Origin of the sequence: Polaribacter reichenbachii (genome assembly GCF_001975665.1) — a bacterium.
In the GTDB taxonomy this organism is placed as follows: Bacteria; Bacteroidota; Bacteroidia; order Flavobacteriales; family Flavobacteriaceae; genus Polaribacter; species Polaribacter reichenbachii.
This window is the reverse complement of sequence record NZ_CP019419.1, coordinates 56,083-72,006: the sequence shown is the minus strand read 5'-3', so window position 1 is coordinate 72,006 and position 15,924 is coordinate 56,083. Positions and strand designations below refer to the sequence as shown.

10 protein-coding genes and 1 tRNA gene are annotated in these 15,924 nt (G+C 29.4%); 10 read left to right on the top strand and 1 reads right to left on the bottom strand.

Features of this window, described 5'->3' with window-relative positions:
* Window positions 1-36: 36 nt before the first annotated feature.
* The 6 genes from BW723_RS00335 to BW723_RS00310 all read left to right on the top strand — a co-directional run bounded on the left by BW723_RS00335 (window position 37) and on the right by BW723_RS00310 (window position 11,428).
* Complete coding sequence (locus tag BW723_RS00335; RefSeq protein WP_068358541.1) at window positions 37-3,423, top strand: SusC/RagA family TonB-linked outer membrane protein; 3,387 nt, start codon at window positions 37-39, stop codon at window positions 3,421-3,423.
* 16 nt (window positions 3,424-3,439) lie between these two features.
* Window positions 3,440-4,933, top strand: coding sequence for a RagB/SusD family nutrient uptake outer membrane protein (locus BW723_RS00330; protein WP_068358538.1), 1,494 nt, complete (start codon window positions 3,440-3,442; stop codon window positions 4,931-4,933).
* A 27-nt stretch (window positions 4,934-4,960) separates the two neighbouring features.
* Window positions 4,961-5,851: a LamG-like jellyroll fold domain-containing protein gene (locus tag BW723_RS00325; protein ID WP_068358537.1), complete on the top strand. Its 891-nt coding sequence runs from the start codon at window positions 4,961-4,963 to the stop codon at window positions 5,849-5,851.
* Window positions 5,852-5,855: 4 nt separating this feature from the next.
* Window positions 5,856-7,862: a C10 family peptidase gene (locus BW723_RS00320; RefSeq protein WP_083139612.1), complete on the top strand. Its 2,007-nt coding sequence runs from the start codon at window positions 5,856-5,858 to the stop codon at window positions 7,860-7,862.
* Between the two features lie 105 nt (window positions 7,863-7,967).
* Complete coding sequence (locus BW723_RS00315) at window positions 7,968-10,397, top strand: C10 family peptidase (RefSeq protein ID WP_068358532.1); 2,430 nt, start codon at window positions 7,968-7,970, stop codon at window positions 10,395-10,397.
* Window positions 10,398-10,423: 26 nt separating this feature from the next.
* Window positions 10,424-11,428 (top strand): T9SS type A sorting domain-containing protein, encoded by a 1,005-nt coding sequence (locus BW723_RS00310; protein ID WP_068358530.1) that lies wholly within the window; start codon window positions 10,424-10,426, stop codon window positions 11,426-11,428.
* Window positions 11,429-11,495: 67 nt separating this feature from the next.
* Here BW723_RS00310 and BW723_RS00305 read toward each other — a convergent pair.
* Window positions 11,496-11,570 (bottom strand) — tRNA-Pro (locus BW723_RS00305).
* Between the two features lie 82 nt (window positions 11,571-11,652).
* On the opposite strand from BW723_RS00305, the gene BW723_RS00300 reads away from it, so the two are divergent.
* From BW723_RS00300 to BW723_RS00285, 4 genes are all read left to right on the top strand, one after another.
* Entirely contained in the window at window positions 11,653-12,732 is a 1,080-nt protein-coding gene (locus BW723_RS00300) for a PQQ-dependent sugar dehydrogenase (RefSeq protein ID WP_068359786.1), read from the top strand.
* Between the two features lie 125 nt (window positions 12,733-12,857).
* Window positions 12,858-13,805, top strand: a complete 948-nt coding sequence (trxB, locus tag BW723_RS00295; RefSeq protein WP_068359784.1) for a thioredoxin-disulfide reductase — start codon at window positions 12,858-12,860, stop codon at window positions 13,803-13,805.
* Between the two features lie 144 nt (window positions 13,806-13,949).
* Window positions 13,950-14,534 carry a YceI family protein gene (locus tag BW723_RS00290; RefSeq protein WP_068359782.1) on the top strand — a complete coding sequence of 195 codons (585 nt, stop codon included), beginning with the start codon at window positions 13,950-13,952 and terminating at the stop codon, window positions 14,532-14,534.
* Between the two features lie 17 nt (window positions 14,535-14,551).
* On the top strand, window positions 14,552-15,829 hold the full coding sequence (locus tag BW723_RS00285; RefSeq protein ID WP_068359780.1) for a hypothetical protein: 1,278 nt from the start codon (window positions 14,552-14,554) through the stop codon (window positions 15,827-15,829).
* Window positions 15,830-15,924: the final 95 nt, after the last annotated feature.

Below are 15,924 nucleotides of genomic sequence, written 5' to 3'. Positions count from 1 at the left end.
ACAGGTTTTTCAATTAAAAACAAAAAAATAAAACTTATGAATAAACATATTTTTATAAGAAGTAGTAAAAAAGTTATGCGAGTTGCAGCACAACTTTTAATTGCTATTTCAATATTTTCTAATTCCTTTAACACATATGGTTATGAAAAGTTTAAGGATTCTACATTAACTGTAAATCAAGAATTAACTATTAAAGAATTATTTAATTTAATAACAGAAAAAACAGCGTATGATTTCTTTTATAATAGCGATTTAGAAGAACTAAATTATAAAATAGTATTGAGTGTAACAAAAGCACCTGTTTCTAAAATATTAAATATTGCTTTTAAAGATTTGTCTTTAGAATATACCATAAAAGGGAACGATATTCTTATTAGAAAAAATATAAAGCAGATAAACAAAACAATTTCTGGTATTGTTAAAGATGATTTAGGTTACCCTTTACAAGATGTAAATGTTTTGGTAAAGAATACCAATAGAGGAACAATTACAGATATAGATGGAAAATTCACCTTAAAAGTTAACGATAAAGAAGTTTTAGTATTTTCTTTTTTAGGATTTAAAAATAAAGAAATATTAGTTGGTGATAAATCATATTTTGATGTTGTTTTAGAGCTAGAAAACAATATGTTAGAAGAAGTAATTATAGCTGGTGTTGCTTCTGGAACAAAAAGAAAATTAATGTCGGTTTCAGTATCTAAATTAAATGAAGATAAATTTAATGAAGTTCCGCAAACATCAGTATCAGCTTCTTTAGCAGGTAAAGTACCTGGAGTTACAGTAACTTCTTTTAGTGGTTCTCCTGGTGGTAGTTCTAATATTGTTTTAAGAGGATCTACGAATCTTACTGGTAACAATAGCCCTATGATTTTAGTTGATGGAGTTATACTGCAAGGTTCTTTGGCAGATATTAACATAGATGATATAGAATCTATAGAAGTTGTAAAAGGTGCTTCTGCTTCTTCTTTGTATGGATCTAGAGCAGCAAATGGTGTTTTGGTTGTTACATCAAAAAGAGCTGGAAATTTAAAAGATGGCACTACATCTGTAACCATCAGAAATGAAGTTGGTATACAACAAGTTACCAAATACTTAGATCTATCAACATCACATCACTACCAACTTTCTCCAGATTGGTTAGATCAAACAACCTATACACAATATTACTTTGTAGATTATCCTTCAGATTATGTTACAGGTTGGGATCCTAATATTGTTGGTAATAGAGTAGAGAAAGAAGACCATTATCAAGATATGCCATACAGAGTAAATAACGATTTACAAAAACAAATGTTTACTAATGGACAATATTTAACCAACTACGCAGGTATTGGGCACAGAGTAAATAACACAAGTATTTTTCTTTCATTCGAAAATAACCAGAATAAAGGAGTTGTTATTGAAACAGAAGGTTACGAAAGACAAAGTGTTAGAATGAATATTGATCATAATATTTCTGATAATATAAAAATTTCTGCAAGTAATAATTTTATTAAAACTTCTAATGATTTTTTAGGTGGTGGTACACAAGCTTTTTTTGAAGTGTTAATGACAGATCCAGATGTAGATTTATTCTCAAACAATGTAGATGGCCAAAAATATAATTTTTATCCAAATCAATGGAATACCCAATTTGCAAATCCATTATATGATTTATGGGTTAAAGAAAGCGACTCAGAAAAAACAAGATTTTTAGGTTCTTATAGTTTAGAATGGAAAATAGCAGATTGGTTAAAATTTGAAGGCTCTTTTGCAATTGAATCTCAAGATTATCAAAGTACAGATTATATACCAAAAGGTACAATTATAGATTTATTATCAGAAGAAACTAATAATAATTCTATTATAAGTCCACAATACTCAGAAGGTTCTTTAAATAAATATCGTTCTAAGATCGATAACAATAGTTTACGAGCTACCTTTAGTTTTAACAAAAAATGGAATGATTTAGCTTTTAACGGTAAATTAAGTTATTTATACGAGAACAATCATTTTAATAGTTTAACATCTTCTGGTACTGGTTTTACTTTGCCAGGTATACCATCTCTAAAATATATACCTCAAGAAAATATAGATGCTACAGATTATCAAACTGATCAAAAAGCAATTAACTATTTTGCTATTGCATCTTTTGTTTATAAAAACAGATACATTTTAGATGGTTTATTTAGAATAGATGGTTCTTCTTTATTTGGAGAAGAAGAAAGATGGCAAAATTACTTTCGTGTTTCAGGAGCTTATCGTTTAACGGAAGACATTAAAATTAAAAATGTAGAAGAGTTAAAGTTAAGAGCTGCTTATGGTACATCTGGGTTACGCCCTTCTTTTTCTTCACAATACGAAACTTTTAATGTAAATGATGGTTCTTTTACAAAAAGCACTTTAGGTAATAAATACTTAAAACCATCACGTTCTAGTGAGTTAGAAATTGGTATAGAATCTTCTTTTTTTAAGAGATTTAATTTTGTGGCAACTTACTCAAATACCAAAGTAACAGATCAATATTTATTGGCTCCTTTACCTGTACACGCTGGTGGTTATCCATATCAGTGGTTAAATGGAGGTGAATTAGAAAGCAATACTTTCGAAGCAATGTTAAACTCTAAAATTATCTCAAATGATCAATTTTCTTGGGATTTAACTTTAACCTACGATAGAACAAGACAAGAAATAACAAAATTAAATATTCCTGAATATAGCACAGGACCAAGAAGTGCATTTAAAATACGTGAAGGAGAAGTTTATGGAAGTATGTATGGAGTAGATTTTGTAAGAACCTTAGACCAAATGTCAGAGCAATTATCTAGCGATGATGATATAACTAACTATATAGTAAATAGAGATGGAGTTGTTGTTAATAAAGCTGATGTTGGTACAGTAGATGAGAAGCCATTTGTTGTTTTAGATGAAAATGGAGCCGAAAAAAATGTTAAGATTGGTGATATCAATCCTAATTTTAGATTAGGAATCAATTCTACCTTTAAGTACAAAGGATTTACAGCATATATGCTTTGGCAATGGAAAAATGGAGGAGACCTTTATAATGCAACTGCACAGTATTTAGTTCGTGACAATCGTCATGCAATGATAGACCAAATTTATACAAAACCTGAAAATAAAAAAACGGTAGATTATTACCAAGCTTTATATGATGCACAAGCTTTAAACGGATTTTGGGTAGAAGATGCTTCGTACTTAAAATTAAATGAGGCTTCTATTTCTTACTTGTTTAATAAGAAAGATTTAGGTCAGTTTGGTAAATATATAGAGTCTGTAAAACTTGGGGTTTTAGGTAGAAATTTGTTAACCATAACCAATTATTCTGGCTATGATCCAGAAGCAGGTTATGATGGTTTCTTATTCGATAATTTCGGATACCCAAATTTTAGTAGTTATTCATTTTCTGTTGAATTAAAATTTTAAAAATATGATTAATAAGATGAAAAAAACTTTTTTACTTTTTTTAGGAAGTATATTTTTTATTGCTTGCTCATCAGAATTAGATGTAGAGAATATAAACGAACCCAATAGAGAAGAGGTTTTACGAGGTGCAGATGGTGTAAGAGCATTAGCATCTGGTTTATTCAATACTTGGTTTATTCAAGAACAACATAATTTTGGTTCTCCAGGTCCTGCAATGTGGGTAATGGCAGATTGGGGAACTGTTACTTGGGCAAATTATGGAACTTTAGATATGAGTATGGAACCTAGAGTTTTCTTAGATAATTCGCCTTCATATGCCTATCATTCTGTAATTAATAATTATTGGCGCTACATGTATAGTGTAACAACTACTGCAAACGATGTTGTTTTAGCGATTGAAAATGGTTTAGAGATAGGAGAAAATGGTTCTGAAACAGCAATGGTTAAAGGCTTTTCTCATTTTATGCAAGGTTTAGGTAATGGTTATATAGGTTTAGTTTACGATAGAACTTTTCCATCAGATGAAAATACAGATTACGAAACTTTACTAGTTACAGATTATGCAGCATCTATAAACTTAGCAATAGAGCAGTTAGAAAAATCCATTGAAATTTTTGATAATAATGATTTTGTTCTACCAGAAGATTGGATAAATGGTAACGCATTTACTAGTGGAGATATGTCTAAACTCGCGCATTCTTTTATTGCGAGATTAATGGTGTATTCAGCCAGAAATAAAGAACAAACAGAGGCTATAGATTGGCTTTCGGTTTTAGAACATACAAATAACGGAATTACAGAAGATTTTAATGTAGAAGGAGATGGAAATGGAACTGATAGAAAATGGATGTCTTGGTATAAATATTATTTAGCAAGACCAAACTGGGGTAAAGTAGATATGAGAGTTGTAAATCTATTAGATGAATCAATACCTGCAAACTGGCCAGATGGTGGTGTGAATGATTTACCTCATGAAGGGAAAATAATATCTAACGATAAAAGAATTCTAACAGATTTTGAATATGACGCATCTAATAACAGACCAGAAAGAGGTATGTATAGATGGTCTACTTATAGATATTCTCGTTTAGATGATTATATAAATGCAAACTTTTTTGCACCCGTAATTTTAATGAGAAAAGTAGAAATTGATATGCTTAAGGCAGAAGCACTATTAAAACTTAATAGGTTGTCGGAAGCAGCAGATATCATCAACTCAAGTACAAGAATAACTAGAGGTAATTTACCAGAAGTATTAATTAATGAAAATGATATTAGTAAAGCAATAACCTACGAAAGAACTATTGAGTTGGCATTAACAGGAATGGGAATAGAGTATTTTGATATGAGAAGAAATGGAAACTTACAAGATGGTTCTTTACTCCATTTTCCTATGCCAGCACAACAATTAGAAGTAATCCAAGAATCATTTTACACATTTGGAGGTATTACACCGCAATTTGGAACACCAAATGAAGATGTTTCTGTAAACGGATGGTATAAACCTTAAATAATAACATAAAATAATTACAACAATATGAAAATAATTAAATTACTTATCATCATCTTTTCTGTAGGACTAATCTTTGTTTCTTGTTCAGATGATCCTGTAGAAGTTTATCCAGGTATAATTGTAAGAGTAGATACCGTTTTTGTAAAAGGAGTTAATCGTACATACCCAACTTTTACAGGCTCAAATACTTCAGATGATCGATTTTACGCTTTTAGTGGAGGTGCAAGTACAGATTTAAGTTCAATGTCTGGAGAAGATTTTACTTATGAAACTTGGATTAAAGTAGACTCAGATGCATTAATTGGGAGTTTAGATTCTATCTCTGGTAAAACTGCAGGTGGAGCCAATATTATGGAAAGAGGTAGAAATTTTGAATTGTACCTAGTAGAAGATTCTGATGCAGATTTTGCAATAAAATATAATCGATTAGATGATGATAATCTGGCTCTTGGTTCTATGAATTCAAGTGATTCTAGTATTAATTTAAGCTTTGATGAATGGGCACACGTAGCCATTTCTCGTTCTTCATCAGATAATACCGCTAAATTTTATATTAATGGAGTTTTAATAGATTCTAGTACAGATGATTTATGGATACAACCAGTAAATGATACTTGGTTAGATTTTAATTATATGTATAGAGGTGGTAATATAAACTTTTTTAAAGGATCTTTTGATAATATTAGAGTTTCATACGTAGATAGATATCCCTCAGCATTTATTCCAAATCAATATGAAAAATTTTCTGTTGATAGTAATACATTATTACAGATGGATTTAGATGAGAATTTAACTCCATTTGAGCCTGCTACAGATTTCGATAAAGTAGATATTAAAGGAGTGTATAGTTATTATATCCAAGTAATAAATACTGTTTATTGGACTAGCGAAGATTCAACAGTTCCAACAAAATAAACAGATGAAGAAAAATAGTCTAAACCAATTATCAATTAAGGGTTTTGTATTACTCTTGTTTTTGTTAACTAAGCCTTTGTATTCACAAGAAATAAAACCTTTTTTAACAGATGTTTGGGGTGGTGTTAATTGTGTAGATGATAATGGAAAAACAATTTATCCAACAAATTATTATACACCCAATAACAGTTCACCTGGTTGCGTAGCAATTTCTATGGCGCAAGTTTTAAATTATTATAAATGGCCTATTAAAGGTGTTGGTAATAATGTTTATTCCGAAAATTATAATGGGCAATTAAAAAGACACGCAGCTTTTTTTGATAGTACTTTTTATAATTGGGATGATATTTTAGATGAATATATGAATAAGCCATCTACTGAAGAACAACAAAAAGCGGTTGGTGAATTAATTTATCATGTAGGTGTTGCATTACAAATGGATTATGAGCCTTCAGGATCAACCTCTAATATCAATAAAACACCTTTTGTTTATCAGAATTTTTTTCGCTTTTCTGGGCAATATCAAGATGTAACTTGGTCAGGTTTTTGGGATAGTTTGTATGATAGTGTGCAGAAAGGTAGACCTGTTCCTGTAGCTGTAGATGCAAGTAGAACAGGAGATGGTCATGTGTTTGTAGTTGATGGGTATAAAGAGATTAATGGTAAACCTTATTATCATCTTAATTGGGGTTGGTATAATGATAATGGAATTAATGGTTGGTACAACATACAAGATTGGACAGCCTCTTCTGGAGGATATAATACCATAACTGGTGCTATGTTTGATGTTTTACCCAATCCACAAATAACGTCTATTTCTAAAGCAGGTTCAGGGAATGGTTTTCTAGTAAAATGGGAAGTGAGTAATAAATTAAATTGGGAAGTTTTTACACTAGAACAAAAAGTAGATAATGAAGATTGGGAAGAGGTATCAACAGAAATTACTACAAAAGAATTCATTGTAAATAATCCAACTGGTAAAATGTACCAATTTAGAGTAAAAGCCAAAGTTGATGGAGATTATTATGCTAATTCTTGGTCAGAAATAGAAACTTATAATGTAACAGGTGGTTATAATGGTTATGTAAGTTTTGGAGGTAACCAATATGCATATGCGCGTCAAACACCAAATTACGATCTAGATTTTACTGGTGATTATACATTAGAAACTTGGTTAAGGTTAAAAGATAATAATGTAAACGGTAATACAATTTTAGATATTGAAGGAGTTTTTGGATTAGAAATTTTTGATGTAAACGATAATAATTTTGGGATAAAATATAAATCTTACTCAAGTGGAGAAGAATTAGTTTCTAGCAATAATAGCAATTCAATTTTTTTAAACCAATGGACACACGTCGCAGTTTCGCACTCAGATAATAAAACAAAACTATTTATAAATGGTTCTTTAATTGATTTTTATGAAGGTTCTAATTTTAATTTACCCAGTTCTAATAAAGCCTTAAATATCGCTGAAAAATATCATGGTAGTTATTCTTCTAGAATTAAAGCAGATTTCGATCAGTTAAGAATCTCTAAAATAGATAGATATTCAGATGATTTTACACCAAGTCAAGAAGATCATTTTTTATTAGATGATAATACCATATCCTATTTTACATTCCAAGATATACATAAAGTTCGTTTTAAAGATGAAGCATCAAATATAAGTGTTATCGTTCTAAATGACATTAATAATGCTGAATGGAGCTACGAATTAAATAGCGGTACTTTATCTGTAGAAGATGTAAACAAAATTAAAAAGGCTATTACATTATTTCCAAACCCGGTAGTAAATAACTCTTTACAAATATCATTAAATCAAGATTTTAACTTTGAAAAAATTCAATTTAAAATATTTGATTTAGCTGGTAGAGAAATACCAATTTATACCAGTTTACAGTCTATAAATTCTTGGAAATTAGATGTTGAAAAAGTAAATAACGGTGTGTATATATTACAGATTACATTAGATAATTTGTGTATGACTAAAAAAGTTCTAATTAAGTAAAAATAACTAAAGAAAGTTTTTGAAAAAGGAAGTAATGTCTATTAAAATTAAATCTTTTTATAACTAAAAATTCATATAAATTATTAATTTCTAAATATTTAAACAATGAGAACAAAACTACTTTTTTTTACAATATTTTTTTTATTAATAAAACTTAGTTTAATAGCGCAGATAAAGAAAGAAGACTTTTTAACCTATGGTTTAGGCTTTATAAATTCACAAAATTTAAATATTGAGAATAATGTTAAACCTGCTAGTGTTTTTGAGTTAAAAGATGAAAATAACTCTGTAATTTCCTACGTTGTGAACTTAAAGCCTAAAGGATTTATAGTTTTTTCTACTTCTAAAAATTTAATACCAGTAATTTCTTATTCAACAGAATCTAATTTTAACTATAAAATTTCAAAAGAAAATATTCTTTTAGAAATGATAAAAAATAACGCAAAAAAAGAGTTAAATATTTTATCAAAAAAAATAAATGTTAAAAAGAAAAAACAAGCTTTATTAAATAATAAATCTTGGGAAAAGTTAAAACAAGCAAGTTCTAAAGTTGCAGCTAAAGCTTCAGCAAAATCAAATTTAATACAATATGGAGCTCATTTATCTAGTATTTGGGGAGGTGTAAACTGTTATAATGATTCTGGAAACGGAATAAATGTAGGTAATTATTACACACCAAATAATTACTCACCAGGCTGTGTAGCAACATCACTAAGTATGATATTACATTATTACAAGTGGCCAGAGACAGGTGTTGGTTCTCATACAAATTATGATACTAGTGGAAGTTCTCAAACAAGTTGGACAGCAAATTTTGCCAGTGCCAACTACAATTGGGATGATATGTTAAATGAATATTATGGAGTTTCGTCTACTTTAACACAACAGCAAGCAATGGGTTATATTTCTTTTCATACAGCCACATCCTTAGATATGGATTATGAATCATCTGGATCCACAAGTAATATTGATAGGATACCGTCTGCAATTGGTTCTTACTTTAGAGCTTCTGGTCATCATCAATATTCTAGCTGGTCAAATTTTTGGTCTAGAATGCATGAGAATTTAGAAAATGGACATCCAATACCAATTGCAATAGATGCCTCTAGTGGAGTAGGCCATGCCCCTGTTGTTGATGGGTATCGTTATAATGAAGGGGATCCTGAAAGTGAATTCTATTATCATTTAAATATGGGGTGGTATGGTACAAGTAATGCTTGGTATAGGTTACAAGGATCTTTTAGTGCTGGTGGATATACTAGTGTAAGTGCTGCAGTTTTTGATCTTTTGCCAGAGCCTGCTTTTGTAGAAAGTAATATAACTGCAACTAGTAAAACATTTATTTTAAATTGGAAAACAAGTGAGAAAATAAATTGGGATGCTTTTGAATTACAAGAAAGTACAGATGGAGGTTATTCTTATTCTACAATAAGTAATAATATTACGGATACTACATATACTAGAACAGTTTCATCAGCTGGTACATATAAATATAGAGTTCGATCTAAAGTTGATGGGAATTATTATGCTAATAGCTATTCTGAACCTATTGAAGTTGTTGTACCATTTGAATACATTTATTTAGATTTTGATGGAAATGATTCTTTCTTTGTGTACGAAAATTCAAATAATGACTTTGATATTTCTAATACTTATACTATCGAAACTTGGATAAACATCGATTCAAGAACAAGTGGTACTTATCCAATTATTCTAGATAGAAGAACAGTGTTTTCTATGTTTTTAATTGCTGATTCTAATGCAGATTATGCAGTTAAATTTGTATCACGTGATTCTTCTGGAAATATAAATGCGTCATTACAATCCGATAATTCAACCGAAAATTTAAGTTATGGAGATTGGGCACATATTGCAGTATCTAGAACAGGAAATACCACTAAATTATTTATTAATGGTAATTTAATTGCTACTTCAACTGATAGTGATTTTTCTCTGTCAGCATCATCCAATGCATTAAATATTGGGGCAAGATATTGGGGTAGTTACAGTCGTTATTTAGATGGCAAAATAGATAAGATTAGAATAACAGACAATGCTGTTTACACATCTAATTTTACTCCTGATTTAAAAGAAGAATACATTGCAGATGGTAATACAAGAATTTTATTAGCACTAGATGAAGGAACAGGTATTAATTTAACAGATGGAGCAGGTAATTTTAATACGGTTCAGTTGCGTTCTTCTCCAAACCAGCCAAATTGGATAAGTTCAGATGACATTCTAGAATCTAAAACTTTAAACGTTGCAACAGAAGTAAAATTAAATAAAGTAAAATTATATCCAGTTCCGTCTACAAATACTCTATTCTGTTTTTTAGATAATACTTTATTAGAAGAAGTAAAAAAGATTACAATATATAATTATTTAGGAAAATCCCTAGAACCCAATACAATTTTCTTTGAAAAGCAAAATAATAGAATTGCTATAGATGTCTCAAATTTTAAAAATGGATATTATGTAATTCAATTTGAAACAAAAACTAAACTAATTAAATCAAAATTTATAAAAAAATAATAATTAATTCTTTAAATAAATACAGTATGAAAACAAAATTACAAATTACCTTATTTTTTATTTTTCTTGCAAATGTTTTTACATATGCACAAACAGATTATGTCCTAGAGTTTAATGGTGTAGATCAAAGAATTAAGTATGAAACTGATGCTACTTTAGATAAATTAAATGGAGTTTCAGATTATACTATTGAGGTTTGGGTAAAACCATTATCAACAGAAATTCATAATAGAGTTATTCTTAAAAGATGGAATCAATTTGCACTAACCTTATATAAAGATGCGGATAAAAGATTTTATTTTACGCATTACAGTCCGTCAGGAAATACTTTTGTAAATACCATAAACAATGTAATTAATATTGATGAGTGGAACCATTTAGTTGTAGTATGTAGTTCTGCCACAAATTCTGTGAAATTATACGCTAACGGAGTAGATGTAACATTATCTGATCAAGTAGCATTACCCTTAGCTTCAACTCCAGAAGCTGCTAATTTTTATGTGGCATATGGAGGTTCTGGAACCTATTTAAATGCAAACATAGATAAAGTAAGAATAAAAAATACCACAGAAATTATAACTAGTTTACAAACTGATATTGCAGATGCTGATTATACATCTGATGATAATACAGTTGTTTTATTAAATTTTAATGAAGGTAGTGGTACAGCAACTCTTAACGAATCTAGTAGTAATAGTGGAGAATTAGCCTGTATTGCAACGGATTGTACACAATTACCAACTTGGGTAGAACTTTCTAATACATTAGCTGTTAATAAATTAAACTCTACATTATTTAAGATATTCCCTAATCCTTCTTTTGATAAAAGTTTTACAATTCAAACTAGTAATAACGAATTACTTAAAAGTATGGAAATGTTTTCTGTTTTAGGGAAATCTGTAAAGAAAATTGACATAACAGAAAAAAAGAATAAAATTGTAGTAAACGCAACAGAATTAAATAATGGAATTTACTTTGTAAAAACTGTAACTGATAAAGGAGCAGGAATTAAAAAAATTATGATTAAGTAATTACTTTTATATTCTTAAAATTAAAACAAAAAACCTTCAGAATTTTTCTGAAGGTTTTTTGTTTTAGTCGGGGTGGCAGGATTCGAACCTGCGACCTCCTCGTCCCAAACGAGGCGCGATGACCGGGCTACGCTACACCCCGAAAAATAGTCATCAATTTTAGGACTGCAAATATAGAATAATATTTATATATTGTATCAAATTAATGATTTAATTTATATAAAATGAAACTAAAATTTTCTCTTTTAATATTTGCTTTTTTTCTTTTTCATAATTCATTTTCTCAAAATAAAGAATATGAGCTAATTGTTCCTGACTTAACAAATCCTTGGGGATTTACCTTTTTACCAGATAATTCTATGTTAATCACAGAAAAAGCAGGCAAGTTAATTCATTTTAAAAATGGTAAGAAAACGCAAATTACAAATCTTCCAAAAATTTATGTTCGAGGCCAAGGTGGTTTTATGGATGTTGAATTGCATCCGAATTATAAAGAAAATGGCTGGATCTATTTTACGTTTGCTTCATCAGAAGGAAAAGGAAATGGAGGAAATACTTCTTTAATGAGAGCTAAGTTGAAAGACAATCAATTAATAAACAAAGAAATTTTGTACAATGCCTCTCCAAATTCTACTAGAGGTCAACATTTTGGATCTAGAATAGCTTTTGATAAAAACAATCACGTTTATTTTAGTGTTGGAGATAGAGGAAATAGAGATCAAAATCCGCAGGATATTACTAGAGATTGTGGTAAAATTTATCGATTAAATGATGATGGTTCTATACCTAAAGACAATCCGTTTGTAAATAATAGAAACGCTAAAAAGGCAATTTATAGTTATGGACATCGAAATCCACAAGGAATGGAAATCAATCCTTTTACCAATGAAATTTGGGCTCATGAACATGGACCAAAAGGTGGAGATGAAATCAATATTATAAAAAAAGGTAAAAATTATGGCTGGCCAAAAGTGAGTTATGGTATAAATTATAGTGGCACAAAGTTTACAGACAAAACATCTTCGCCAGAAATGAAAAGTCCTATTCATTATTGGACACCTTCTATTGCGCCAAGCGGTATGGCTTTTATCAACAGTGATAAATACGGTAAATGGAAAGGTAATTTATTAGTTGGCTCTTTAAAATTTCAGTATGTGAGTAGGTGTATTTTAAAAGGAGATAAAGTTTTTAAAGAGGTAAAAATGCTAAAAGATATTGGTAGAGTGCGTTCTATAGAGCAAGGTTTAGACGGTTTTATCTATATAGGAGTAGAAAATTTGGGCATAGTTCGTTTGTTACCATAATAGATTTTTGTTTACTTTATTACTATTCTTTTCTTTTATTTTTTCATCATAAAAACTTATAAACTTTATCTTTTTTAACATATAAAAATCTTTATTTTTACTACTCAAAATTGATACACAATATTATGTCTGAAAATATAGAAAAAATTAAATGTTTAATCATTGGTTCTGGGCCTGCAGGTTATACAGCAGCAATTTACGCTGCAAGAGCAGATATGAAACCAGTTATGTATACAGGTATGCAAATGGGAGGTCAATTAACAACAACAACAGAGGTTGATAATTTTCCTGGATACCCAAATGGAACTGATGGTACAGCTATGATGACTGATTTACAGAAACAAGCAGAACGTTTTGGTACAGAAGTTCGTTTTGGTTTGGTAACTAATGTAGAATTGAATCCTGAAGTAGGAGGTACACATAAAGTAATTGTTGATGAATCTAAAGAAATAGAAGCAGAAACTATTATTATATCAACAGGTGCAACTGCAAAATATTTAGGTTTAGAAAGCGAACAACGTTTAATTGGTGGTGGAGTTTCTGCTTGTGCAACTTGCGATGGATTTTTCTATAAAGGACAAGATGTTGTAGTTGTTGGAGCAGGAGATACTGCTGCTGAAGAAGCTACCTATTTGGCTAATATTTGTAAAAAAGTTACTTTATTGGTGCGTAAAGATTATATGAGAGCATCTAAAGCAATGCAACATAGAGTTAATAAAACTGAAAATATTGAAGTTTTATATAACACCGAAATTGATGAGGTTTTAGGGGATAATGTTGTAGAAGGTGTTAGAGCAATCAATAATCAAACAAAAGAAAAACACGATATTTCTGTAACTGGTGTTTTTATTGCAATTGGTCATAAACCAAATTCAGACTTATTTAAAGGTGTTTTAGATATGGATGAAACAGGTTATTTAATTACAGAAGGCAAATCTACAAAAACAAATATGCCAGGAGTTTTTGCTGCAGGAGATATACAAGATAAAGAATACAGACAAGCAGTTACTGCTGCAGGTACAGGTTGTATGGCGGCCTTAGATGCAGAACGTTATCTAGGAGCACTTGAATAACAAATTATTAGTAAAAAATTAAAAAAGAGGGGTTTAAATTATTAAATCCCTCTTTTTTGTTTAGGAATTAAAGAATATGATATTTATCATTATTTAGACTGTTTTAACATAATAAATTTGTGGTATAATTTTAATATCATAAATATGTATTATACAAAAAAAATTAAAACATCAATTATCGGAATAGCTATAATTTTTTTAGGTATTTCAACTAATTTATATGCTCAAGAATACACTTTAGATGCTCAAAAATCTTCATTAATAATATATGGAACATCCAATATACACGATTGGGAAATTGATGCAGAAAATCAAACAGGAATTTTAGCTATAGAAACTGCTAACAAGCTTCAAATTAAGAAACTGAATATAGTTCTTGAGGTGGAAGGTTTAAAAAGTGGAAAAGGAGGTATGGACAAGAATACCTACAAGGCTTTAAATTTAAAAAAACACACTACAATTGAATTTCAATTTTTAAATACTGAAGAAGTTAGTGAATTAAAAAATGGTAGTTATACGTTTAAAACGAAAGGGAATTTAAAAATTTCTGGTGTAACCAAAATGATTTCTCTAGAATTTATTTTAAACAAAAAAGATGATGAGGTGAAACTTGTTGGAGAAAAAACAATTAAAATGACAGATTTTAATGTAGATCCTCCAAAAGCATTACTAGGTACAATTAAAACTGGTGATGAAGTAACAATTAAATTTAATACAATTTTAGAATAATAAATAAATAAATAAAGATGGTAATATTAAAAAAAGTAACAGTTATAGCTTTAATGCTTCTAGGTTTAGGAATTTATGCTCAAGAAAATAGAGATTTAGATAACTATAGGTATACAGATAAAAGAGGAGTAAATGTATTTGAAGCACCAAAAAGTACAGAAACTAGTTTTAAAGGTCTTAAAGTAAGGTTTGGAGGTGCTTCTACATTACAGTTTCAAGGAATAGATCATGAAAATTCTGATTTAGCAGGAATAGAATTACAACCAATTGGTTCAAATTTTAATTTAGCTACAGCAAATTTAGACATAGATGTTGCCTTGTATGATGGCGTTAGAATGCATTTACGTACTTTCTTATCTTCTCGTCATCATCATGAAACTTATGTGAAAGGTGGTTATTTTCAAATAGATAAATTAGATTTTGTAAAGGAAGGCTTTATGGAAGATTTTATGAAATATGCCACACTAAAAGTTGGACATATGGAAAATAACTATGGTGATGCTCATTTTAGAAGAAGTGATAACGCTCAAGCAATGCATAATCCATTTGTAGGAAATTTAATAATGGATTCTTATACTACAGAAGTTGGTGCAGAATTACTAGTTCAAAAGAATGGTTTTATAGGGATGTTAGGTGTTACAAATGGAAAATTAAATCAATCTGTAGATAAAACATCAGAAGACGGATCAAGTGGAGGAGCTTCATTTTTAGCTAAATTAGGTTATGATAAACAAATAAATACAGACTTAAGAGTTAGAATAACTGGATCTATGTATAATACTGGATATGTGCCAAACTCATATTTATATGCAGGTGATAGAGGTGGTTCTAGATATTATGGTGTAATGATTGCAGATGCTGCAACAGCTGATAATTTTAGATCGGGTAGATACAACCCTAACTTAAAAAATAAAATTTCTGCTATTATGTTCAATCCATTTATAAAATATAAAGGATTAGAGTTTTTTGGAACTATTGAAACTGCATCAGGTAAAGCAACAGCAGAGCTAGAAAATAGAACAGCAAACCAATTTGCAGGAGAACTTATTTATAGATTTGGTAAAGAAGAAAACTTATATATTGGTGGTCGTTATAATTCTGTAGATTCTGAAGAAATGACTGGAGAAGATGTTACAATTAAAAGATCTCAATTAGTTGCAGGTTGGTTTTTGACAAAAAATATTTTAATGAAAATGGAATATGTTAATCAAAAATATGAAGGTTTTGCAACAACATCTACCTTAAATCAAGGTAAATTTAATGGTGTAATATTAGAAGCAGCTATTAGTTTTTAAAACCAGTTATAGAATAATTATTTAAATTAATATTTTATACAAATCTCTTGTTTTTTATAGGTATACAAGAGGTTTGTTTTTTCTACTTTAAAATT

Bases quoted from the DNA above. Each gene is read 5' to 3' on its own strand.
- BW723_RS00330 (WP_068358538.1), top strand. From the start codon at position 3,440: ATGAAAAAAACTTTTTTACTTTTTTTAGGAAGTATATTTTTTATTGCT.
- BW723_RS00335 (WP_068358541.1), top strand. From the start codon at position 37: ATGAATAAACATATTTTTATAAGAAGTAGTAAAAAAGTTATGCGAGTT.
- BW723_RS00325 (WP_068358537.1), top strand. From the start codon at position 4,961: ATGAAAATAATTAAATTACTTATCATCATCTTTTCTGTAGGACTAATC.
- BW723_RS00300 (WP_068359786.1), top strand. From the start codon at position 11,653: ATGAAACTAAAATTTTCTCTTTTAATATTTGCTTTTTTTCTTTTTCAT.
- BW723_RS00310 (WP_068358530.1), top strand. From the start codon at position 10,424: ATGAAAACAAAATTACAAATTACCTTATTTTTTATTTTTCTTGCAAAT.
- trxB (WP_068359784.1), top strand. From the start codon at position 12,858: ATGTCTGAAAATATAGAAAAAATTAAATGTTTAATCATTGGTTCTGGG.
- BW723_RS00320 (WP_083139612.1), top strand. From the start codon at position 5,856: ATGAAGAAAAATAGTCTAAACCAATTATCAATTAAGGGTTTTGTATTA.
- BW723_RS00285 (WP_068359780.1), top strand. From the start codon at position 14,552: ATGGTAATATTAAAAAAAGTAACAGTTATAGCTTTAATGCTTCTAGGT.
- BW723_RS00290 (WP_068359782.1), top strand. From the start codon at position 13,950: ATGTATTATACAAAAAAAATTAAAACATCAATTATCGGAATAGCTATA.
- BW723_RS00315 (WP_068358532.1), top strand. From the start codon at position 7,968: ATGAGAACAAAACTACTTTTTTTTACAATATTTTTTTTATTAATAAAA.